17 protein-coding genes are annotated in these 22,846 nt (G+C 75.6%); 5 read left to right on the top strand and 12 right to left on the bottom strand.

Translation table 11 applies throughout. The annotated features are described in order from the left end of the window. Position 1: 1 nt before the first annotated feature. Positions 2 to 1,489 carry a MocR-like pyridoxine biosynthesis transcription factor PdxR gene (gene pdxR, locus WA788_RS16830; RefSeq protein WP_443034050.1) on the top strand — a complete coding sequence of 496 codons (1,488 nt, stop codon included), beginning with the start codon at positions 2 to 4 and terminating at the stop codon, positions 1,487 to 1,489. A gap of 95 nt (positions 1,490 to 1,584) precedes the next feature. Here the strand turns inward: pdxR and WA788_RS16835 are convergent, their stop codons facing one another. The 6 genes from WA788_RS16835 to purN all read right to left on the bottom strand — a co-directional run bounded on the left by WA788_RS16835 (position 1,585) and on the right by purN (position 7,320). After that, positions 1,585 to 2,574 carry a malate dehydrogenase gene (locus WA788_RS16835; RefSeq protein WP_335978124.1) on the bottom strand — a complete coding sequence of 330 codons (990 nt, stop codon included), beginning with the start codon at positions 2,572 to 2,574 and terminating at the stop codon, positions 1,585 to 1,587. 302 nt (positions 2,575 to 2,876) lie between these two features. Beyond that, positions 2,877 to 3,326 (bottom strand): DUF3017 domain-containing protein, encoded by a 450-nt coding sequence (locus tag WA788_RS16840; RefSeq protein WP_335978126.1) that lies wholly within the window; start codon positions 3,324 to 3,326, stop codon positions 2,877 to 2,879. Continuing rightward, entirely contained in the window at positions 3,316 to 4,182 is an 867-nt protein-coding gene (locus WA788_RS16845; RefSeq protein ID WP_335978128.1) for a bifunctional methylenetetrahydrofolate dehydrogenase/methenyltetrahydrofolate cyclohydrolase, read from the bottom strand. Before WA788_RS16845 ends, WA788_RS16840 begins: the two co-directional genes overlap by 11 nt. A 95-nt stretch (positions 4,183 to 4,277) precedes the next feature. Then, positions 4,278 to 4,787: an RDD family protein gene (locus WA788_RS16850; RefSeq protein ID WP_335978130.1), complete on the bottom strand. Its 510-nt coding sequence runs from the start codon at positions 4,785 to 4,787 to the stop codon at positions 4,278 to 4,280. Positions 4,788 to 5,074: 287 nt separating this feature from the next. Next, positions 5,075 to 6,670, bottom strand: coding sequence for a bifunctional phosphoribosylaminoimidazolecarboxamide formyltransferase/IMP cyclohydrolase (gene purH, locus WA788_RS16855; protein ID WP_335978132.1), 1,596 nt, complete (start codon positions 6,668 to 6,670; stop codon positions 5,075 to 5,077). Beyond that, complete coding sequence (gene purN, locus WA788_RS16860) at positions 6,667 to 7,320, bottom strand: phosphoribosylglycinamide formyltransferase (protein WP_335978522.1); 654 nt, start codon at positions 7,318 to 7,320, stop codon at positions 6,667 to 6,669. Before purN ends, purH begins: the two co-directional genes overlap by 4 nt. Before the next feature lie 207 nt (positions 7,321 to 7,527). Here purN and WA788_RS16865 point away from each other — a divergent pair, with 207 nt between their 5' ends. After that, on the top strand, positions 7,528 to 8,424 hold the full coding sequence (locus tag WA788_RS16865) for a hypothetical protein (protein WP_335978134.1): 897 nt from the start codon (positions 7,528 to 7,530) through the stop codon (positions 8,422 to 8,424). A 186-nt stretch (positions 8,425 to 8,610) separates the two neighbouring features. On the opposite strand, the gene WA788_RS16870 is transcribed toward WA788_RS16865, so the two are convergent. Then, the gene (locus tag WA788_RS16870) at positions 8,611 to 10,287 is read right to left on the bottom strand and encodes a cell division protein PerM (protein WP_335978136.1); all 1,677 of its coding nucleotides are present in this window, start codon (positions 10,285 to 10,287) and stop codon (positions 8,611 to 8,613) included. Between the two features lie 158 nt (positions 10,288 to 10,445). Here WA788_RS16870 and WA788_RS16875 point away from each other — a divergent pair, with 158 nt between their 5' ends. Beyond that, a complete protein-coding gene (locus WA788_RS16875) occupies positions 10,446 to 11,933 on the top strand; it encodes a sigma factor-like helix-turn-helix DNA-binding protein (protein WP_335978138.1) in 1,488 nt (495 codons plus the stop codon). A gap of 24 nt (positions 11,934 to 11,957) precedes the next feature. On the opposite strand, the gene sucD is transcribed toward WA788_RS16875, so the two are convergent. The 5 genes from sucD to WA788_RS16900 form a co-directional block, all read right to left on the bottom strand. After that, positions 11,958 to 12,842 (bottom strand): succinate--CoA ligase subunit alpha, encoded by an 885-nt coding sequence (gene sucD, locus WA788_RS16880; protein ID WP_335978139.1) that lies wholly within the window; start codon positions 12,840 to 12,842, stop codon positions 11,958 to 11,960. A gap of 21 nt (positions 12,843 to 12,863) precedes the next feature. Then, entirely contained in the window at positions 12,864 to 14,036 is a 1,173-nt protein-coding gene (gene sucC / locus WA788_RS16885; RefSeq protein WP_335978141.1) for an ADP-forming succinate--CoA ligase subunit beta, read from the bottom strand. Between the two features lie 441 nt (positions 14,037 to 14,477). After that, positions 14,478 to 15,695: a VWA domain-containing protein gene (locus WA788_RS16890; protein WP_335978143.1), complete on the bottom strand. Its 1,218-nt coding sequence runs from the start codon at positions 15,693 to 15,695 to the stop codon at positions 14,478 to 14,480. Beyond that, positions 15,692 to 18,250 carry a DUF5682 family protein gene (locus tag WA788_RS16895; RefSeq protein WP_335978524.1) on the bottom strand — a complete coding sequence of 853 codons (2,559 nt, stop codon included), beginning with the start codon at positions 18,248 to 18,250 and terminating at the stop codon, positions 15,692 to 15,694. The genes WA788_RS16890 and WA788_RS16895 overlap by 4 nt, the downstream gene beginning before the upstream one ends. Before the next feature lie 122 nt (positions 18,251 to 18,372). Further along, complete coding sequence (locus tag WA788_RS16900; protein WP_335978144.1) at positions 18,373 to 19,509, bottom strand: ATP-binding protein; 1,137 nt, start codon at positions 19,507 to 19,509, stop codon at positions 18,373 to 18,375. A 160-nt stretch (positions 19,510 to 19,669) separates the two neighbouring features. Here WA788_RS16900 and WA788_RS16905 point away from each other — a divergent pair, with 160 nt between their 5' ends. Beyond that, positions 19,670 to 21,022 carry an SWIM zinc finger family protein gene (locus tag WA788_RS16905; protein WP_335978147.1) on the top strand — a complete coding sequence of 451 codons (1,353 nt, stop codon included), beginning with the start codon at positions 19,670 to 19,672 and terminating at the stop codon, positions 21,020 to 21,022. A 258-nt stretch (positions 21,023 to 21,280) separates the two neighbouring features. Beyond that, positions 21,281 to 22,840 carry a DUF5691 domain-containing protein gene (locus tag WA788_RS16910; RefSeq protein ID WP_335978149.1) on the top strand — a complete coding sequence of 520 codons (1,560 nt, stop codon included), beginning with the start codon at positions 21,281 to 21,283 and terminating at the stop codon, positions 22,838 to 22,840. The last annotated feature ends 6 nt before the right edge of the window (positions 22,841 to 22,846 follow it).

The raw sequence follows: 22,846 nt of genomic DNA on the forward strand, positions 1-22,846 counted from the left end.
TGTGAACGCAAGGGCCACTTCGGGCGAGCCGGGCCGGGCCGGCGGCTACGACCTGCTGATCGACCTCGCCGCCCAGCGGCAGCGGGGCGCGGGCGCCCGGGCGGGCCTGGAGGCGGCGCTGCGGGAGGCGGTGCGGGACGGGCGGCTCGGCGCGGGCACCCGGCTGCCGTCGAGCCGGGCCCTCGCCCGGGACCTGGGCCTGGCCCGGAACACGGTCGCGGAGGCGTACAGCCAGCTCGTGGCGGAGGGCTGGCTGACCGCGCGGCAGGGCTCGGGCACGGCGGTCGCGGCGCGCCAGACCGCGGCGGAGCAGGCGCAGCGGACAGGACAGACTGAGCGGACGGCGGCGCGTACGGCGACAGGGCCGGCCGGCAGGCCCGCCGCGGTGCCGGACGCGGTGCGGCTGCCGTACTCGCTGTGGCCCGGCTCCCCCGACGTCTCCGCCTTCCCCCGGGCCGCGTGGGGCGCCGCCGCCCGCCGGGCGCTCACCGCGGCGCCGAGCGAGGCGTTCGGCTACTCCGACCCGCGCGGGCGGCCCGAGCTGCGGGCGGCGCTGGCGGCGTATCTCGCCCGGGTGCGCGGGGTGCGGGCCGATCCGGAGCTGCTGGTGGTCTGCACCGGCTTCGTCCAGGCGGTCGGCCTGCTCGCCCGGGTGCTGCGGGACCGCGGCGGGCGCCGGATCGCCGTGGAGGAGCTGGGCTTCCCCGACACCCGTACGCTGCTGCGGGCAGGCGGCCTGGCGACGGTGCCGCTGCCGCTGGACGGCGACGGCGCCCGGGTGGAAGGGCTCGACGGCACGGCGGACGCGGTGCTGCTCACCCCGGCGCACCAGTTCCCGACCGGCGTACCGCTCTCCCCCGCGCGCCGCACCGCGGTGGTGGACTGGGCCCGCGCCACCGGCGGAGTGGTCCTGGAGGACGACTACGACGGCGAGTTCCGGTACGACCGCCAACCCGTCGGCGCCCTACAGGGGTTGGCGCCCGAGCACGTCGTGTACGCGGGGACCGCGAGCAAGAGCCTGGCGCCGGGGCTGCGGCTGGCGTGGATCGCGGTGCCGCCGGACCTGCTGGACGCGGTGGTGCGGGAGAAGCGGCTCGCCGACCACCACTCGCCGGTGCTCGACCAGTTGACGCTGGCGGAGTTCATCGGCTCCGGCGCCCACGACCGCCACGTGCGGCGGATGCGGCTGCGCTACCGGGACCGCCGGGACCGGCTGGTGGCCGCGCTCGCCGAGCGGGTGCCTTCGGTACGGGTCTCGGGTATCGCCGCCGGGCTGCACGCCGTCGTCGAACTGCCGCCGGGCGCCGCCCCGTCGGCCGTGCTGACCGAGCGGGCCCGGCAACGGGGGCTGGCACTGGGCGGGTTGGACCTGCTGGGCGCCCGCGCCGACCGCCCGGCCTTGGTGATCGGGTACGCCACCCCGCCCGACCACGCCTTCGCCGGGGCGCTGGAGCGGCTGTGCGCGGTGCTGGCGGAGTCCTGCGGCTGACCCCGGGACCGGAGCCCGTAGGCGCGAACGGCCCCGTACGCGGACGGCCCCGCCGCTCACCGGGGTGAGGGCGGGGCCGTCCGGAGCGGCAGGGCTCAGATCAGGCCGAGGGCGCGGACCGCGTCGCGCTCCTCCGTCAGCTCCTGCACCGACGCGTCGATGCGCGGGCGGGAGAAGTCGTTGATGTCCAGGCCCTGGACGATCTCGTACGTGCCGTTCTTCGTGGTGACCGGGAAGGAGGAGATCAGCCCGGCCGGGACGCCGTAGGAGCCGTCGGAGACGATGCCCATGGAGGTCCAGTCGCCCTCGGCGGTGCCGTTGACCCAGGTGTGGACGTGGTCCAGGGCGGCCGAGGCGGCCGAGGCGGCGGAGGAGGCGCCGCGGGCCTCGATGATGGCCGCGCCGCGCTTGGCGACGGTCGGGATGAAGGTGTCGGCGAGCCACTGCTCGTCACCGATCACCTCGGCGGCGTTCTTGCCGGCGATCTCCGCGTGGAAGACGTCCGGGTACTGGGTGGCGGAGTGGTTGCCCCAGATGGTGACGCGCTTGATGTCGGCGACGGCGGCACCGGTCTTCTTCGCCAGCTGGCCGACCGCCCGGTTGTGGTCCAGCCGGGTCATCGCGGTGAAGCGGTCGGCGGGGACGTCGGGGGCCGCGGACTTCGCGATCAGCGCGTTGGTGTTGGCCGGGTTGCCCACGACCAGGACCTTGATGTCGTCGGCGGCGTGGTCGTTGATCGCCTTGCCCTGCGGCTTGAAGATGCCGCCGTTGGCCTCCAGCAGGTCGCCGCGCTCCATGCCCTTGGTGCGGGGGCGGGCGCCGACCAGCAGCGCCACGTTGGCGCCGTCGAAAGCCACGTTCGGGTCGTCGGTGATGTCGATGCCGCGCAGCAGCGGGAAGGCCGCGTCGTCCAGCTCCATGGCGGTGCCCTCGGCCGCCTTGAGGCCCTGCGGGATCTCCAGCAGCCGGAGCCTCACCGGCACGTCCGCGCCGAGCAGGTGGCCCGAGGCGATACGGAAGAGGAGCGCGTAGCCGATCTGGCCGGCCGCTCCGGTGACGGTGACGTTGACGGGAGTGCGAGTCATTGCCTTCTCCTGGCCTTCTGCTTCGGGTGGTGCTGCGGGTGGTACTGGCGGGTACTCGGTCGCCCCGGCAGCGGCCCGAGCGGCCCCGAACGTGGATCTCTCGGCGTCAAGAGAGCCAGTCGCCAGGCTATCGCGCGCCGCCCGCGCCCATCACGCGGCCTCCTGTGGCACCAGTCACCCGATCCGGTGACAGGCGCGGCCGGGGGCCGCGCGGCGGCGCGGGCGGGGCGTACCGCCGGCGCCAAGTCCGCGTCAGGTCCGTGTCCCGTCAGCGTCCCGTCCGCGTCCCGTCAGCGTCTTCGTCAGCGGACGGAGAAGTGAATGATGTCCTCCAGGAACGGGATGCGGATCAGGGGGTCCGGCTGGGCCATGAGCCCGAGCAGGATGATCGCCGCGCCGAGTATCCCGTAGGTGATCACGTCGGTGAACCGGCTGCGCACCGCGAGCATGCCCACGGCGGTGACCGCCCAGCGCAGCCCGGCGCCGAGCAGCAGCGCCGCGCCGATCAGGATGGTGCCCGCCCGGAACTGCCCGGCCGCGGTGACGATGAGACCGATGGCCGCCCCGGCGATCACCGCGATGATCGGCCACTGCCGGACCGGCGCGGGCGCGTCCCCGCCGGCCGCCCGGCCGCCGCCCTCGGGCCGGGCGACGCCCCGGGTGCCCTCGGGCCGCCCGCCCGGGTCCTGGGACGCGGCGCGCACGGTGCCGTCGGGGATGTCCGCGGGTCCGCCCGCCGCCTCAACCGACATGGCCCGCCACCGTCCGCTCGGCCGCCTCCACGACGTTCTGAAGCAGCAGCGCGCGGGTCATCGGCCCGACGCCGCCCGGGTTCGGCGACAGCCACGCCGCGACCTCGGCCACCCCAGGATGGACGTCGCCGACGATCTTGCCGTGCTCGTCCCGGCTGACACCGACGTCGAGCACCGCCGCACCCGGCTTGACGTCCTCCGGCTTGATGATGTGCGGCACGCCCGCCGCGGCCACCACGATGTCCGCCTGCCGCAGGTGCGCCGCCAGGTCCCGGGTGCCGGTGTGGCACAGCGTCACCGTGGCGTTCTCCGACTTGCGGGTCAGCAGCAGCCCGATCGACCGGCCGACGGTGATGCCGCGGCCGACCACCACCACGTCCGCGCCGTCGATCCCGACCCCGTGCCGCCGCAGCAGCTCCACGATGCCGTGGGGCGTGCAGGGCAGCGGCCCCGGGACGCCGAGCACCAGCCGGCCCAGGCTCGTCGGGTGCAGCCCGTCCGCGTCCTTGTCCGGGTCCACCAGCTCCAGCACCCGGTTGGCGTCGATGCCCTCGGGCAACGGCAACTGCACGATGTAGCCGGTGCAGGCGGGGTCCTCGTTCAGCTCGCGGACGACCGCCTCGATCTCCTCCTGCGTGGCGGTGTCCGGCAGTTCGCGCTGGATGGAGCCGATGCCCACCTGCGCGCAGTCGCGGTGCTTGCCCGCGACGTACCACTTGCTGCCCGGGTCGTCGCCGACCAGCAGGGTGCCGAGGCCGGGCTCGACACCGCGCTCCCTGAGCGCTTGGACCCGGGAGGTCAACTCCGACTTGATCGCGGCGGCCGTGGCCTTGCCATCGAGAATCTGGGCGGTCATGGCTCCATACTCGCGGATCTGCCCGGCAGCGGACCAATCCGCGCGCGAACCGGCCCCGTACCGGTCCCGTACCGCCCCGGGCCGCGGCTTCCCCGTCAGCTCGCGTCGCGGATGGTGACCGTGCGGACCATCTTGTCGGCCCAGGTCTGGTGCAGTTCGTCCCACAGCGGCCACAGGAAGCCGAGGAAGCACGGGAGGGCGTCCACCGCGTGCAGGACGCGGCGCCCCACGGCCCGGCCGAAGCCGAGCGCCGAGCCGTCCGCCAACCGCAGCAGCCGGATGCCCACGATCCGCTTGCCCGGGGTCTGCCCGGTCTTCCCCTCGCGGTAGGCCAGGAACAGGAAAGCCGCCAGCGACAGCACGGCGCCGACGAGGATCAGCAGCCCCGAACTCGTCGGCACCGACGGCGTGGGGCACTGCGACCGCTCGATGCCCCGGTCGTCGCACGCGTTCCACGCGTCGGCCACCTTCGCCGCGAACCGCCCGTACCCCGCCAGGAACAGGCCCGTCGGTATCAGGTTGAACATCAGCCCGTCGAGCACCATCGCGCCCAGCCGCGCGCCCCACCCCGCCGGCGGCGGCATGCCCAGTGGCCGGTTCCCCACCGCCGGATACGCGTACCCGGGCGGAAGCGGATCACCATACGGGCCGGCGGACCCAGGAAACTGACTCACGGGCGGATTCCTTGCGGCAGCAGGGGACGATGCGTGCGCGCACATCGTCAGGCCCCCACCCCCGCCAGTGCAAGAGCCATCCCCCCGCAACCCCCGAGGACGCACCCGAGCGAACCCGGGGGCGCGAGGAACTGCGCGACGAGCCCCCCACCGGCAGGTGGTCCCGGAACCGGCAGGACCACCCACCCCGGGGGGTCAGGGGCACCGCCCCCGCGAGGTCAGTGGAAGAAGTGCCGCGTCCCCGTGAAGTACATGGTGACCCCGGCCTTCGCCGCAGCCTCCACCACGGCCTCGTCCCGGATCGACCCACCGGGCTGCACCACGGCCTTGACGCCCGCGGCCGTCAGCACCTCCAGCCCGTCCGCGAAAGGAAAGAACGCGTCGGACGCCGCGTACGACCCCGCCGCGCGCTCCGCCCCGGCCCGCTCCACCGCCAGCCGCGCGGAATCCACCCGGTTGACCTGCCCCATCCCGACCCCGACGGTCGCCCCGTCCTTCGCCAGCAGGATCGCGTTGGACTTGACCGCGCGGCAGGCCCGCCACGCGAACGCCAGGTCCGCCAGCTCGTCCGCGCCCAGCGCCTCGCCGGTCGCCAGCGTCCAGGTCGCCGGGTCGTCGCCCTCCGCCTGGAGCCGGTCCTTGACCTGGACCAGCACGCCGCCCTCGATCGGGCGGTACTCCGTGACGGCCGCCGGCGCGTCGGCGCAGCGCAGCACGCGGATGTTCTTCTTGCGGGCCAGCACCTCCACCGCGCCCTCGTCGTACGCCGGGGCCACGATCACCTCGGTGAAGATCTCCGCGACCTGCTCGGCCATCGCCACGGACACCGGGCGGTTGACCGCGATGACGCCGCCGTACGCGGAGACCGGGTCGCAGGCGTGGGCCCTGCGGTGCGCCTCGGCGACGTCCGCGCCGACCGCGATCCCGCACGGGTTGGCGTGCTTGATGATCGCCACGCAGACGCCGTCGTGGTCATAGGCGGCGCGGCGGGCCGCCTCGGTGTCGACGTAGTTGTTGTACGACATCGCCTTGCCGTGCAGCTGCTCCGCGCCGGCCAGACCGGTGCCGGAGCCGTCGGTGTAGATCGCCGCGCCCTGGTGCGGGTTCTCGCCGTAGCGCAGGGTGTCCAGCCGGGTGTACGTGGCGCCGGTGAACGCGGGGAACTCCTCGTCGGCGCTGTAGCCGTCGAGGAACCAGGACGCCACGGCCACGTCGTACGCGGCGGTGTGCTGGAACGCCTCGGCGGCGAGCTGCTTGCGGGTGGCGAGGTCGAAACCGCCGTCGGCGACCGCGGCGAGCACCTCGTCGTACCGGGCCGGGCTGGTGACGACCGCGACCGAGGGGTGGTTCTTGGCGGCGGCGCGGACCATGGACGGGCCGCCGATGTCGATCTGCTCGACGCACTCGTCCGCGCTCGCGCCCGACGCGACGGTCTCGCGGAAGGGGTAGAGGTTCACCACGACCAGCTCGAACGGCTTGACGCCCAACTCGTCGAGCTGCCGGCGGTGGTCCTCGAGCCGCAGGTCGGCGAGGATGCCGGCGTGCACCCGCGGGTGCAGGGTCTTCACCCGGCCGTCAAGGCACTCGGGGAAGCCGGTCAGCTCCTCGACCTTGGTGACGGGCACGCCGGCCGCGGCGATCCGCCCCGCCGTCGAGCCGGTCGACACCAGTTCGACCCCGGCCGCGTGCAGGCCCCGGGCCAGCTCCTCCAGGCCGGTCTTGTCGTAGACGCTGATCAGCGCGCGGCGCACCGGCCGCTGCGTTCCGTTCGCCCGGGGGCTGTCCTGCGCGGTGTCCTGGGGAGTGGCGCTCATGCCGGAATCAAAACCTTTCGTCCCTCGATGCGGTACCCGTCGCGCGACAGACGTCCCACCACGTCGACGAGCAGACGTCGCTCGACTTCCTTGATGCGCTCGTGGAGCGCGTCCTCCGTGTCGTCCGGCCGGACCTCGACCACGCCCTGGGCGATGACCGGGCCGGTGTCGACGCCGTCGTCGACGAAGTGGACGGTGCACCCGGTGACCTTGGCGCCGTACGCCAGGGCGTCGCGCACGCCGTGCGCCCCGGGGAAACTGGGCAGCAGCGCCGGGTGCGTGTTGACGATCCGGCCGCCGAACCGGGCCAGGAACCGCGCGCCGACGATCTTCATGAAGCCGGCCGAGACCACCAGGTCCGGGTCGTGGGCGGCCGTCGCCTCGGTGAGCGCGGCGTCCCAGCCGTCCCGGTCGGCGTGGTCCCGCAGCCGCACCGTGAAGGTGGGCAGCCCGGCCCGCTCGGCCCGCTCGAGTCCGACGGTGCCGTCGCGGTCCGCGCCCACGGCGACGATCCGGGCGCCGTAGCCGGGGTCGGCCTCGATGGCGTCGAGCAGGGCCTGGAGGTTGGTGCCGGAACCGGAGACGAGGACGACGAGACGGGCGGGAGTGCGGGCGGCCACGGACGGGGCCTCTCTCGGGCGTGCGGGAATCCCGCGAACGGGGACCTGGGCGGCTGTGTTTCGGGCGGCTTGGATGTTTCTATGAGACCGGGGCCGCTCGTTTTGGGGCGACCCTACGAGCGCGCCGGTCGTCAGCAACGATACCGGCACTCCGGGCGGCCCCCACGGGACGGGGGAGCGTCCGGGCGGTAGCGTCTGGGGGAGAACACGTACGCGACAGGAGTCGAGCCCAAGGGGATGGCGCATCACATCATGAGCAGCGGCCGCATTGAACTCGCGCTGCGCGCGCCTGGTGGCGATCAGCGGGACAACCCGTTCGCGCCGCCGCCCGAGGGTGCGCCGGACCGCCCGTGGCAGCCGCGGCAGCCTGGCCGTCCGGCCGGCAGCAGCGGGCGGCAGGAGGGCGGCACCGGCTCGGGTGAGGGCGCGGGTTCCGGCGCGGGTTCCGGCTCCGGCAGCGGGAGTTCGGGGGGCGACGGCTCCAACGGGGCCGATGGCAACGGTTCCGGTTCCGGTTCCGGCGACGGGCCGCAGGGCACCCCGCCGCCCCCGCACGGCGCACCCCAGGCGTGGGGCCACCAGTGGAGCAGCCGCCAGCCGCAGTCCGGTCGGCCGGACCCGTTCGCCCGGCGCCCCGAGCAGCCCGGGCCGACCGGCCCCCAGGGCCAGGGCCCGCGCTTCGACCCGACCGACCCGGCGCAGCGCCGCTCGCGGTACGCCCTGGTCTGCGGCGGCTGGGGCCTGATCTTCTCGCTGCTCGGCTGGACCCCGCTGGGCCTGCTGCTCGGCGCGCTCGCCCTCTACTGGGGCGTCAGCGCGCTGCGGATGTCGCCCGAGGACCGCGCCAAGGCCCGCGCGCAGGCCGCCTCCGCGCTCGCCGACGCCACCCAGAGCCCGCGCCCGGCGCCCCCCGCGCCCGGCCCGGACGCCCAGCGCTCCTTCCTCACCGCGGCCTGGACCGGCATCATCACCAGCGCGCTCGCCCTCGCGATCGTCGGCACCACGTACGGGTTCCAGATCGCCTACCGCGACTACTACGACTGCAAGGCCGACGCCCTCACCGCGCCTGCCTCGCACTCCTGCCAGAAGCTTCTCCCCTCCCCCCTCCGCAGCCTCCCCGCCCTCCGCGACTGACCTCCCCGAGGCCCCGCCGGGGGCGACAACCGCGGGCCTTGCGGAACCTCGCCCTCGACCGCGCCCAGCCGGGCGGCGGCCGTGGGTACGGCGGGACCTTCCCCGACCGATCGGCCCGGCCCCGCTGGCGACTGCGGTCCGTAGGTCGGGCAGCGGCGGCGGGTAGGCGGCGGGGCCGTTGCGCGGTCAGTCGCTGGGCGATTCCGGGGGTGGCGGGGGTGCGGTGGGGGGTAGGTCGGGCAGTGGGGGCGGGAACATCGGCAGGGGGGCCGGGGCGAGCCCGGGGAGCGGCGGGGGGAAGGCGGCCGGAGCGGTCGGCTCGGCGGAAGCCGGTTTCGGCAGCGGCACGGGCGGGGGTGGCGCGGCGGCGGGGTCGCCGTTCGCCGCCGTGGTGCTGCCCGACCTGCGCAGCCGCGCCCAGGCCACCTCGGGCATCCGCGGCCGGGGCACCCGCAGCTTGGGCAGGCGCAGCCCGCCGACCAACGACCGCCACGGGTGCGGCGGGTGGGCGACGTGGTAGCGCAGCAGCAGCGCACCCGGCAGCGCGATCACCAGCGTCCATCCGGCTGCCGCGGCCCCCGCCAGCCACCAGCGCGGCCCGAAGTCCGCGAGCCGGTGCGGCCCGAGCGGACCGCCCGACCAGGCGGCGAGCACCGCGAACCCGGCGCCCAGCGCCAGCGCGGCTCCGAAGGTGACGCGGACCGTACTCCACACCGGCCAGGCGTCGTTGCCGACGAACCAGGCCACTCCGAGTGCGGCCAGCACGGGCAGCGCGAGGGTGCTCCAGCCGGCCCAGGACGTACCGGTGTGCGGCAGCGCGGCCAGCAGCGGGAAACCGGGCAGCAGGACGTAGCCGGAGGCGCCCGCCGGGGCGACCGCGCTGCCCGCGCCGACCGCGAAGCCGGTGCCGAGCGCGTAGGAGGCGGCCCAGACCGCGAGGTTGGGCACCAGGCCGACGGCGAGGAGCAGCACCGAGACCCGCCCCACCAGCGAGGCGCTGAGCTGCTGGTAGGTCTGCCCGACCGCACCCATGTGGCAGATCAGCGCGGCCGCGCCGATGAGGGCGCCGCCGCCCACCAGCAGCGCGACCGCGCCGGCCGCGGCCCGCACCGCCGCGCCGGCCTCCTCGGCGTGGCCGCGGTGCAGCCGGTACGTGCCGCGCCCGGCGCGGAAGCGGTCGAGCGGCAGCAGTTCGGGCCCCGGCCGCCCGCAGCCGGACCACGCCCCGCAGCTCGCCGCGGCGCCGGCGAAGAGCAGGACGTAGGGCGTGGTCAGCGGGGCGACGTGCACGGAGCCGCCGGTGGCGTAGACGGCCGCGACCGCGGCGAGGGTGAGGTACCCGGCGAGCACCCACCCGGTCACCGCGGCGGCGGCCCGCACCCGGGCCCGGCCGGTCAGGCGGTCCGCGGGGTCGGAGGCGCCGGCGGACCGGTCGGCGTGGTCGGCCTGGTCAGCGTGGTCGGGGTGGCTGGCGTCGGCGGCATCGTCGGCGTCCTTGCCGTCGACGGCGGCGGCCACCGCCGAGGCCGTACCGCGGAAGAGCAGCCACGCGGGCACCGCGCTGAGCAGCAGCGGCGCCACGGCGACGGGTGACGGGTCGCCGGAGAGCGTGGCGGTGCGCACCAGGCCCGCGCCCTGCGCGAGCAGCCAGAGGTCGGCGCTCACATGCAGCGCGCCGCCGAGGCTGGTGTCGGGGAACGGCGAGCCGATCCACAGCAGCAGCACGACGGCGGCGATCCCGCCGAGCCCTAGCCCGGCGGCGGACGCGCCCGCGGCCAGCGCGGACACCCGCAGCGCGGCCCACCGCGGGGGCAGGGCGGATACGGAAGCGGAAGCGGTCAGCGGCTCGCTCGTCTGCGTCACGGCCACCCATGGTGGCAGGAACACCCGTTTCGCCCGGGGAGAAGGCGAAAAGTCGACGTGTCGGCGAGGATGAGTGCTATGTGTCATTTTTTCGGACTGTCATGTCAGCGGACGAACGCCAGCATTACGGTAGGTACCGCCCGCCGAGGGGCGGTCCGATGACGTCACGGCGCAAGGCCCGCAAGCAGGCGGCGGCCCAGAAGCGGAATGGCATCCAGGGCACCACCGCGGTCGGCGGCGGCGATTCGGCTGCGGGGCGCGGCGGTTCGGCGGCGGGGCGCGGCGGTTCGGCGGCGGGGCGCGGCGGTTCTGCCGCGGGCCGTGGCGGGGCGGCGGCCGGCCGCGGCTCGGCCCGGCGGACGCACCGGAAGGGAGCGGCGGGCGGCAGCGACCGCCCCGCCCGCCCGGCGAACGGCGCCACCCGCCCGCGCGCCGGCGCCGAAACGGCCGCGCGCCCGCCCCTGGAGGCGCTGGTCCTGGTGGCGGCCACGGCGCCGACCGCCATCGGCGCGCCGACCGCGACCGCCGCCCCCGCACCCGAGGCAGCGCCCGCGCCCGTCACCTTGGCCCCAGCCACCCGCGGGCTCGGCACCGGCGGACCCGACATCGTCGCCCCCGCCCCCGTACCTGACGCACCGTCGGAACCGCACCCCGCCGAGCCGGCCGCCTACCCGCTCGGCGGCACCGATCCCGACGACGACCCGCCCGACATCTTCTCCCTCGCGCCCCACCCGCCGGCCCCGGCCGCCACCTGCGACCTCGGGCTTTCCGGTGACGCCTCGCCCGCGGACGCGTTCGACGCCCTCTACCGGCACGCCGCGGGCGCCCTGGCGCGCCAGGCGGAACTGCTCACCGGCGACCCGGACCAGGCGCGGAAGTCGGTGGCGTACGCGTACGAACTGGCCTGGCAGCGATGGCCGGAGGTCGCGCGGGACAGCGACCCGGTGGGCTGGCTGCGCGCGGCCGTGTACGAGCACGCGCTCGCGCCCTGGCAGCGGTGGGTGCCGGAGTGGGCGGGCGGGCACCGGCCGCAGCCGTGTACCCCCGACGACGCGCTGGCCGCGGCCCTGCTCGCGCTTCCGCCGCGGCAGCGCACGGCGGTGCTGCTCCACGACGGCCTCGGGCTCGCACTGCCGGCGGCGGCAGCGGAGGCGGAGGCGAGCGAGACGGCGGCCGCGGCGCGGATCGTCGCGGCGCGCGCGGCGCTGACGGAGGCGGTGCCGGACCTCGCCGAGGAGGTGCTGCCGGAGCGGCTGGGGGCGCTGCTCGACGAGCGCCCCCGAACTGAGACCACGTCAGATGATCGCACCGGCGCGGATGGCGCCCCCGGGGTCGCCTCCCCCGAACCGCCGGTGCCGGCCGGACGGCCGGCCGGTGTGCGGGCCGCGAGCGAGCGCGCGACCCGGCACCGTACCGTCGGCGCGTACGCGCTGACCGCGGTGATCGCCGCAGTCACCACGGTCGCGGTGATCGTCACCCCGGACCACCAGGCGCCGCGCCCGGCCGGGCGGTCGGGGCCGACGGCGACCGCGACCGCACCCGCCCCGAGCACCGATCTGGCAACCACCGCGCCCGGCGCCGTACAGCACAGCGGCGCGGGCCCGCTCCCTTCCGGGGAGCGGACCCGCGCCGCCACCGGCCGCTGAGCCGGGTCGTGCGGTCGGGCGGGGTCAGCCCGCCAGGATCGCCCGGGCCAGCCGCGCGGTCTCGGACGGCGTCTTGCCGACCTTGACGCCCGCGGCCTCCAGGGCCTCCTTCTTCGCCTGCGCGGTGCCGGAGGAGCCGGAGACGATGGCGCCGGCGTGGCCCATGGTCTTGCCCTCGGGCGCGGTGAAGCCCGCGACGTAGCCGACGACCGGCTTGGTCACGTTCTTCTCGATGAAGGCCGCGGCCCGCTCCTCGGCGTCGCCGCCGATCTCGCCGATCATGACGATCAGGTCGGTGTCGGGGTCGGCCTCGAAGGCGGCGAGCGCGTCGATGTGCGTGGTGCCGATGATCGGGTCGCCGCCGATGCCGACCGCGGACGAGAAACCGATGTCGCGCAGCTCGTACATCATCTGGTAGGTCAGCGTGCCCGACTTGGAGACCAGGCCGATCCGGCCCGGCTTGGTGATGTCGCCGGGGATGATGCCCGCGTTCGACTGGCCGGGGGTGATCAGGCCGGGGCAGTTCGGGCCGATGATCCGGGTCTTGTTGCCCTTGGCCTGGGCGAGCGCCCAGAACGAGGCGGTGTCGTGGACGGCCACGCCCTCGGTGATCACGACCGCGAGCGGGATCTCGGCCTCGATCGCCTCGACGACCGCGCTCTTGGTGAACTTCTCCGGTACGAAGATCACGGTGACGTCCGCGCCGGTGGCCTCCATGGCCTCCTTGACGGAGCCGAAGACCGGGACGTCACCCTGCTCGAAGGTGACGGTGGTGCCGGCCTTGCGCGGGTTGACGCCGCCGACGATGTTGGTGCCGTCGCCCAGCATCAGGGTGGTGTGCTTCATGCCGGTCGCGCCGGTCATGCCCTGGACGATGACCTTGCTGTCCTTGGTCAGGAAGATAGCCATGGTGTCTTGAGTCCTCTTCCCTTACTTCGCAGCCAGCTCGGCGGCCTTGGCGGCCGCACCGTCCATCGTGTCGACGCGCTGCACCAGCGGGTGGTCGGCGTCCGAGAGGATCTTGCGACCCAGCTCCGCGTTGTTGCCGTCCAGGCGGACCACCAGCGGCTTGGTGACCTCCTCGCCCTTGGAGGCGAGCAGTTCCAGGGCCTGCACGATGCCGTTGGCGACCTCGTCGCAGGCGGTGATGCCACCGAAGACGTTGACGAAGACGGACTTGACGTCCGGGTCGCCGAGGATGATCTCCAGGCCGTTCGCCATCACCTCGGCGGAGGCGCCGCCGCCGATGTCGAGGAAGTTGGCGGGCTTCACACCGCCGAACTCCTCGCCGGCGTACGCGACGACGTCCAGGGTGGACATGACCAGGCCCGCGCCGTTGCCGATGATGCCGACCTGGCCGTCGAGCTTGACGTAGTTCAGGCCCTTGGCCTTGGCGGCGGCCTCCAGCGGGTTGGCGGCGGCCTTGTCCTCCAGCGCCTCGTGCTCGGGCTGCCGGAAGGCGGCGTTCTCGTCGAGCGAGACCTTGCCGTCGAGCGCGACGATCCTGCCCTCGCCGGTCTTCACCAGCGGGTTGACCTCGACCAGCAGGGCGTCTTCCTTGACGAAGACGGTCCACAGCTGCTGGAGCACGTCCGCGACCTGGTCGGCGATGTCGGCGGGGAACTTCGCGGCGGCCACGATCTCGGCGGCCTTCTCCGGGGTCACGCCCTCCAGCGCGTCCACCGCGACCTTCGCCAGCGCGTCGGGGTTCTCCTCGGCGACGACCTCGATCTCGACACCGCCCTCGACGGACGCCATGGCGAGGAAGGTGCGGTTGGTGCGGTCGAGCAGGAAGGAGACGTAGTACTCCTCCTTGATGTCCGCGGTCTGGGCGAGCATGACCTTGTGGACCGTGTGGCCCTTGATGTCCATGCCGAGGATCGCTTCGGCCTTCGCCACCGCGTCGGCCGGGTCGGCGGCGAGCTTCACACCGCCGGCCTTGCCGCGGCCGCCGACCTTGACTTGTGCCTTGACGACCGCCCGGCCGCCCAGCCGCTCCGCCACCTCGCGCGCCGCCTCAGGCGTGTCGATGACTTCACCGGCCAGCACCGGTACACCGTGCTTGGCGAAGAGGTCCCTCGCCTGGTACTCGAACAGGTCCACGCGCGTCCGTCTCCCTTTTGGTCTTCTGGATTCCTCGGGCATCGCCCGGAATTCAGCGTCTCGCAGGCGGCTGCCGCCAAAAGTGCAGCGCCGCCTGATCGGCTGGGCGTGCCGCAACGGGCAGGGCGACTGTGCGCAGTCACAAGGGAAGCGCACACGGTGACCGAGTACGCGGCATGTCCGTCTTGCAGGTTATCGCCGCGGGCCGTGGCGTCCTAAATCGTGCCTCACATGGACGCGGTGAGAACGGTCACAACTTTCCGCGGACCGGGCGGGCCCGGGCAGCCCGGGACGAGCGGGCCGAACGGTCGGGCGGGGCATGCCCGGAGCTGACCGTTCCGGGCACGTCCGGGCCCGCCCGGGCACGGTCCGGGCACCGGCGCGTACGGACGCGTACGGGCGCGCACCGACGGGCGCCGGCGGGCACAGGCGGGCCGCCGGTCAGGGCTCGGGTATGGGCAACGGGCGCTTCTCTATCGCGGCGGCCATGATCTCCGGGAACAGGTCGGGGGTACAGGCGAACGCAGGTGCGCCCAGGGCGGCGAGCGCCGCGGCGTGCTCGCGGTCGTAGGCCGGCGCACCCTCGTCGGACAGCGCGAGCAGCGCCACGAACTGCACACCGGACGCCTTCATCGCGGCCACCCGGCGCAGCATCTCGTCGCGGATGCCGCCCTCGTACAGGTCGCTGATCAGCACCACGACGGTTTCGGCCGGACGGGTGATCAACGACTGGCAGTACGCCAGGGCGCGGTTGATGTCGGTGCCGCCGCCGAGCTGGGTGCCGAAGAGCACGTCCACGGGGTCGTCGAGCGCGTCGGTGAGGTCGACGACGGCGGTGTCGAAGACCACCAGCCGGGTGGCGATGGAGCGCATCGACGCCAGGACGGCGCCGAACACGGAGGCGAACACCACGGACGCGGCCATCGAGCCGGACTGGTCGATGCACAGCACGACGTCCTTCTTCACCGCCTGGTCCGCGCGGCCGTGGCCGACCAGCCGTTCGGGCACCACGGTGCCGTGTTCGGGCAGGTAGTGCCGGAGGTTGGCGCGGATGGTGCGGTCCCAGTCGATGTCGCGGTGGCGCGGCCGGCACGTCTTCGCCGAGCGGTCCAGCGCGCCGGTCAGGGTGGCCCGGGTCCGGCTCGCGAGCCGCTTCTCCAGGTCGGCGACCACCTTGCGGACCACCGCGCGGGCGGTCTCCTTGGTGGTCTCCGGCATCGCCCGGTTCAGGGAGAGCAGGGTGCCGACCAGGTGGACGTCCGCCTCGACGGCCTCCAGCATCTCCGGCTCCAGCAGCAGCGCCGACAGGCCGAGCCGGTCGATCGCGTCGCGCTGCATCACCGAGACCACCGAACTCGGGAAGTACGTGCGGATGTCGCCCAGCCAGCGGGCCACCCGGGGCGCCGAACCGCCGAGCCCGGCGGAGCGCTCGGCTCCCCCGCTCTCGCCCTGGCCGGGCCGGCCGCTCCCGTAGAGCGCGCCGAGGGTGCGGTCCATCGCGGCGTCGCGGCCGCTGAGCTCGCAGCCGGTGCCCTCGGCCGGGCCGCCGCCGAGGACGAGCCGCCAACGGCGCAGCCGCTCCTCGGCGTCGGCGGTGCCGGCGGTGCCGGTGGGGGCCGCGGTGGCGGGCGCGGCGACGGGCGCGGTCGTGTCGGTCATGCGGGTGCTCCCTGTCGGGTGGCCGGCTGCGCCGGCGCCTGCGCGTCGCCTGTTCCGTCCGGTGCTTCGAGTTCATCGGGTTCATCGGGTTCATCGAGTTCGGCCGGGCCGGTGGTGCCGCCGCGGCCGAGCAGCAGCCGTACGGTCCTGGCCGCCCTGTTCGCGCGGGCCCGGTCCAACTCCGCGCCGAAGCCGGGCAGGCCCGCCTCCCCGGTGGAGCCCGCCGCCCGCGGCCGGTGCGCGGCAGCCGGTCCGCGCCGCACCAGTTCGCCCACCGAGCGGCGCACGCCCGGTTCGAACTCCGCGAACGTCCGCCGCAGCAGCGGCAGCACGTCCGTGAACGCCTCCTGCGGTACCCCGGCGAGCCAGCCGTCCACCAGCCCGAGCAGCCGTTCGTCGTGCAGCAGGAGCATGCCGCCGCCGGCGAGGAACCCCTCGACCCAGCCGGCCGCCTCGGCCGGTGCGGTGCCCGGCGACAGCGCCAGCCCCATCAGCCGCGCCGCCTCCCCTTCCTCCAGCCGGCCCTCGTCGAGCAGCAGCCGCGCCGCGGCGCCCCGCAGCAGCCCCGGCACCGACTCGTCCCGTTCGGCGAGGGTCCGGAGCATCCCGGCCCAGCGCTCCCGCAGTCCGGCGACGTCGGGGGCCGCGTCGGCGGGCACGGTGTCCGGCTCGGCGCCGCGGGACTCGGCGTCGGGGGACTCGGTGTCGGGCGCGGGGAGGAGGGCGACAGCGCGGTGCGCCTCGTCCAGGTGGGCGCGCAGCGCGGTGGCGGCGTCGCGGTCGAGGTTGGCGCAGGCCGGCGGGAAGCCGATGCGGACGCGTTCGGCGAGGCCGGCCGCGACGCGGGTGAGGGCGGCGGAGTCGGTGCCGCGGACGTCTCCGTACCGGACCGCGCGGACGAGTGCGGGCAGGGCCGCGGCGAGGTGGGCGACATCGGCGTCGAGGGCCGCGCGGTCGGCGAGTACGCGCATGACCGTGGGCAGGGCGCCGGACAGCCCCGCCAGCAGGCACCGCTCGGCGGTGGAGGTGACATCGGCGAGGGTCGCCCCGGCGACCGCTGCTTCCTGGGCGCGGGTGCCGGCCGCGGCCTCGACGGTGGTCCCCCAGATCCCCGCCTCGGCGACGCGGATCGCCAACTCCGGCTCCCAGCGCAGCTTCCAGCTCTCGCGGAAGGTGCCCTTGCCGCCGCGCGCGCCGCCCGGCTCACCCCAGTCGATGCCGAGCAGGCGCAGCCGGTGCAGCAGGCGGCTGCGGCCGGCGTCGGTCTCCTTGCGCAGGTCGAGGTCGAGTTCGCGTTCCAGCGCCTCGGGCTTGAGCCGCAGCCGGCGCTGCTCGCGGGCGAGGTCGCGGGCGAGCGGCACCGCGGGCGCGTCCGGCGGGACCTCGCCGAGCGCGTCGCCGACCACGAGGCGGTCGTGGATGAGGGCGAGCGGCACCTCGGAGCCGTCGCACATCACCGCGCGCACCGCGTCGACCGTCTCACCGAGGCCGGCCAGCGGGCGGCCGCGCATCGCGGCGAGCGTGTCGGCCAGCCGCACCGACTCGATGACGTGGGCGGAGGAGACCGGCAGGTCCTCCTCGCGCAGCAGGCCGGCGATCCTGGTCATCCACCGGGTGACGGGCCGGTCGGGCGCGGTGAACAGGTGCTGGTACCAGCCGGGGGAGTCGATGCCCGCACCGTAACCGCCGGCCCGGGCGAGCCTGCGGTGGGTCCACGGCACCCAGGTGGTCTCGACCTTCGCCTTCGGCAGGCCCTTGAGCAGTTGCCGGTCGGCAGCGGCGGTGGCGGGCCCGGCGAGCGCGGGGACGTGCCAGGCGCCGCACACCACGGCGGTGCGCGCGTAGGTCCGGCGGGCCTCGCGCAGCCGCAGCCGCATGTGCGCCTCGCGCAACGGGTCGCGGTCGTCCCCGCCGTCCCCGTACGTGGCGCGGATCGCGGTCATCGCCTCGGCGACCGCGGCGAACGGCGCCAGCGGGTCGGCGCCGTCCGCGCTGTCCCGGTGCTCCACCGCGTCCTCCCACCAGCGCTCCGGGTCGTCGTACCCGGCGGTCTCGGCGAGCACGGCGAGCGGGTCGACCCGTACGGCGGCGGGCGGCTCGGCGGCGGACAGCGTGTCCGCGCCGGTGTCCGTGCTGCCGTCGGGTGCCGCGTCCGTGCCGGTGTCCGCGCTGCCGTGCGGAGCTGCGCCCTGGCCCGGGCCGGGATCTTCGCCGGGGCCCGGGTCCTTGGGCGGCTCGGGGGCGCGCATCGCGAGGGTGTGCGCGGCCGGCAGGTCGATGAACCGCACGGCCGCGCCCGCCTCGGCCGCCCACCGCATCGCCACCCACTCGGGGGAGAACTCGGCGAACGGCCAGAACGCGGCGCGCGCCGGGTCGTCGGTCACATGGGCCAGCAACGCGACCGGCGGCCGCATCGCCGGGTCGGCGGCCAGCGCGGTCAACGCGTCGGCCTCCGGGGGCCCTTCGATCAGCACGGCCTCCGGGCGGTAGGCGTCCAGCGCGGCCCGCACCGCGCGGGCCGAACCGGGGCCGTGGTGCCGTACCCCGAGCAGCAGCACGTCGTCGGCGGTGCGGGCGGACCGGCCGCGACGGGGCGCCGGCCCTGCCGCGGGCGAGGGATCGGGCGAGGCGCCGGGCGGCTTCGCGTCCGTCCCGATCGCCGCGCCGGCCGGGGCCGTCACGCCGACACCTCGCGGCAGGCCCGGTAGAAGTCCTTCCAGCCGTCCCGCCCGCGGACGACCGTCTCCAGGTATTCCTGCCAGACCTGGCGGTCCGCGGCCGGGTCGCGGACCACCGCCCCGAGGATGCCGGCGGCGACGTCGCCCGCGCGCAGCACCCCGTCGCCGAAGTGGGCGGCGAGCGCGAGCCCGCCGGTGACCACGGAGATCGCCTCGGCCGTGGAGAGCGTGCCGGAGGGCGACTTGACCTTGGTGCGGCCGTCCTCGGTGACGCCGCCGCGCAGTTCGCGGAAGACGGTGACCACGCGGCGGATCTCGTCGGCGCCGCGCGGGGCGGCGGGCAGGTCCAGCCCCCGGCCGAGCTGCTCGACGCGGCGGGAGACGATGTCCACCTCCTCCTCCGCGGTGGCCGGCAGCGGCAGCACCACGGTGTTGAACCTGCGGCGCAGCGCGCTGGAGAGCTCATTGACCCCGCGGTCGCGGTCGTTGGCGGTCGCGATCATGTTGAAGCCGCGCACGGCCTGGGTCTCGGTGCCCAACTCCGGTATGGGCAGCGTCTTCTCGGAGAGGATCGTGATGAGGGTGTCCTGCACGTCGGCCGGGATGCGGGTCAGCTCCTCGATCCGGGCGATGCGGCCCTCGGCCATGGCGCGCATCACCGGGCTGTGCACGAGGGCGGCGGGCGTGGGGCCGTGGGTGAGCAGCTGTGCGTAGTTCCACCCGTAGCGGATCGCCTCCTCGGGGGTGCCCGCGGTGCCCTGGACCAGCAGGGTGGAGTCTCCGCTGATCGCGGCGGCGAGGTGTTCGGAGACCCAGGTCTTGGCGGTTCCGGGCACGCCGAGCAGGAGCAGCGCGCGGTCGGTGGCGAGGGTGGTGACGGCGACCTCGACGACACGGCGCGGGCCGACGTACTTCGGGGTGATCACGGTGCCGTCGGGGAGGGTGCCGCCGAGCAGGTAGGTGGCGACGGCCCACGGGGACAGCTTCCACCGGGCCGGGCGGGTGCGGTCGTCGGCGGCGGCGAGCGCGGCCAGCTCGTCCGCGAACGAGTCCTCCGCGTGCGGCCGCAGGGCCTGCTCGGTGCCGGGCGCGGCGCCGCCGGTGGTGCTGCTGGTGGTGCTGCTGGTTTCGGACAAGAGCGACACGGTTCTCCCCCACTCGCTTGCACGGCGGCCTGCCCGCCGCGTGCTCGTTCGGTGTGCTTCCCACTGTGCACCCGACCTCTGACAATCGGTCACCCAGCGCTATTTCCGCAGGTCATGGCGATTGTCAGAGGGGGGATCTACGGTCTGTGACATGGAGACGGAAACGCGGTGGACGGTGGATCAGGTGCTCGCGCTGGCGCCTGACGCCGCATCACGGAAGGCCGGCGCGAAGCTCGCGTCGCCTGCGCCGTGGTCCGGCACGGGGGCGGCGGGCACAGCTGTGTGGGGCCTGTGCAGGGGCAGCGGCAGCAAGCCGTACCAGACGGCGGTGGACACCCGCGGTCCGGCGTACCGCTGCACCTGCCCGAGCCGGAAGTTCCCGTGCAAGCACGCGCTGGCGCTGCTGATCCTGTGGGCCGGCGGTGCGGAGGGGCCGATAGCCGCGGCCGGCGCGGCGGGCACCGAGCCGGAGTGGGTGGAGCAGTGGGTGTCCGCGCGGCGCAAGAAGGAGGAGGCCGCGGCGGCGGGGGCCGGCGCGGCCCGTGCCGCCGGGCCCGCGGACCTGGAGGCGGCCCGGCGGCGGGCCGACCGGCGGGCGGTGCGGGTCGAGGGCGGCGCCGCGGAGCTGGAACAGCGGCTCGCCGACCTGCTGCGCGGCGGGCTCGCGGGGGCGGACCGCGCCGGGCACCGCGCGTTCGAGGAGACGGCGGCCCGCATGGTGGATGCCCAGGCGCCCGGACTGGCCTCTCGGGTGCGGGAGTTGGGCACCATACCGGCGTCGGGCGGCGACTGGCCGTCGCGGATGCTGGAGGAGACCGCGCTGCTGCACCTGCTCGCGCGCGGGTTCCTCGGCCGCGAGGGGCTGCCGGGGCCGCTGGTGGACACCCTGCGGGCGCGGGTCGGGTTCACCGTCGACAGCGCGGAGCTGCTCGCCGGTCCGACCGTGCCCGGCCGGTGGCTGGTCCTCGCGCAGTACGACACGACCGACGACCTGACGACCCGCCGGATCTGGCTGCGGGACGGTGCCTCGGGGCGGTTCGCCCTGGTGCTGTCCTTCGGCGCGGCCGGCCGCTCACCCCAACTCGCCTTCCCGGTCGGTGTCGTGCTGGAGGCGGAGCTCGCCTACCACCCGTCGGCGGTGCCGCTGCGCGCCGCCCTCGGCCCGCACCGCACCACCACCGCTCCCCCGGCGGCCGTCCCGGCCGGCACCGCGATCGGCCCGGCGCTCGACGCGTACGGCGCCGCGCTCGCCGGCGACCCCTGGATGGACGCCTGGCCGGTCCTGCTCTCCGGCGTCGTGCCCATACCCGGGCCCGACCGCTGGCAGCTCGCCGACGCGGCGGGCACCGACGCCGTACCGCTGGCCGGCCCCGCGCCCTGGCGCCTGGCGGCGCTGTCCGGCGGCCACCCGCTCACCGTCTTCGCCGAGCTGACGCCCGCCGGGGCGAAGCCGCTCACGGCGTGGTCGGCCGACACGCCGGCGCCGACCCCCGTGCTGCCCTGACCACCCGCGCACATCCGGACCGCGCACGACCGCACCGCACACGTCCGGACCGCACCGCACCGCACCAGCCGGCCCGACCGGACCCGGCCGTACCCGGCCGCACCGGCCGACCGACGAGACACGACCGACCGGACCAGACCAGGCCAGACCGACCAGATCCGACCGACCAGACCCGACAGGCCGCGGCGCCGCCCCTTCGAAACGCGGGCGGGCACCCGGCAGATCGGCAGCAGAGGAAGCGGAAAGAAGGGGGACCCGATGGGTGGGACGTGGGAGGACCTGGTGGGCAGCGCGCTGCTCGGCACCGAGCGGCGGCGGCCCGCGGGCGTGGTGGGGGACGCGCAGGAGGCAGCCGTCGGCCTATTGGACGCCGCCGCGGTGGGCGTGGTGCGGCGCCGGGCCGGGCTGCGGCCGGGCACCGCGGGGCCGCGGCCGAAGGCCGTGGCGGCCGACCCGCGCCCGCGCCTGCCCGACGCCGCCCGGCGCCGGCTGGAGTCGATGCTGACCGGCGGCGGCCGCAGCCGGCAGAACGCGGCGCCCAATCTGCTGGAGCTGCTGCCGCAGTGGCTCGCGGCGGCCCGCGCCCGCGGCTACGCGGCGCCGCCCGCCCTGCTGCCCGCGCTCCTGGACATCGCCCGGGCGCGTACGGACCTGCGGGCGGACGCCCTGGCCTTCGCCGGGCCGCGCGCGCTGTGGCTGGCCGAGCTGAACCCCGAGTGGAAGTTCGCGCTGCGGGCCGGCGGCGGCGCGGTGGGTGCCGGCACCGCCGTCGCCGACTCCGCCGCCCGCGCACAGCTGTGGGAGGAGGGCCTGTTCGCCGAGCGGGTGGCCCTGCTCACCCGGCTGCGCCAGGCGGACCCGGCCGGGGCGCTGGCGCTGCTCGCCGCCACCTGGCGGGGTGAACGCGCCGAGGACCGGCTGATGTTCATGGACGCGCTGCGGACCGGGCTGTCCGCGGCCGACGAACCGTTCCTGGAAGCGGCGTTGACCGACCGCAGCCGCAACGTACGGGCCACGGCCGCCGAGTTGCTCTCCGCGCTGCCGGCCTCCGCGCTGGCCGGGCGGATGGCGGAGCGCTCCCGCAGTTGCGTGTCGCTCGCCCCCGAGGGCATCACCGTCGAGGCACCGTACGCGTGCGACGCGGCCATGGAGCGGGACGGGGTGACCGCGAAGCCGCCCAACGGCAGGGGCGAACGCGCCTGGTGGCTCGGCCAGTTGGTGGAGGCCGCACCGCTGGCGACCTGGCCCGAGCGGTTCGGCGGGCGCACCCCCGAGCAGATCGTCGCCCTCCCGGTGCTCGACGACTGGCAGCCCGACCTGCACGCGGCGTGGTGCCGGGCGACGGTCCGCCAGCGCGACACCGCCTGGGCGCGGGCCCTGCTCGGCGCCCCCTCCGCCCGGGGCGGCCCGGTCGCGGCGATCGGCGATCCCGCGAAGCTGCTCGCGATCCTCCCGGCGGACGAACGGGCGGCCTGGGTGGCGCGGTTCGTCGCCGCGCACGGCCTGTCCGAGGCGTTCCAGATGCTCGGGGTGTGCGCGGTGCCGTGGAGCGCACCGCTCGGCCGCGCGGTCGTCGACGCGCTCGACATCGCCCGCGACGGCGGCAGCTACCCGTGGAGCTTCAGCGGCGTGATGGGCCTGGCCGAGCGCTGCCTCGACCCCGGCTGCGCGGAACAGGTCGCCCTGCTCAGCGCCGCCGCCGAGGAGTCCCCCAACGGCTCCCCCGGCGCCGGCGCCTACTGGTCCGAAGCCTTCCAGCGCCTCACCGCCACCCTCCGCCTGCGCGCCCTGATGGCCGAGGAGCTGGCGGCCGCCTGACCGCTA

The organism is Streptomyces sp. CA2R106 (assembly GCF_037034245.1).
In the GTDB taxonomy this organism is placed as follows: Bacteria; Actinomycetota; Actinomycetes; order Streptomycetales; family Streptomycetaceae; genus Actinacidiphila.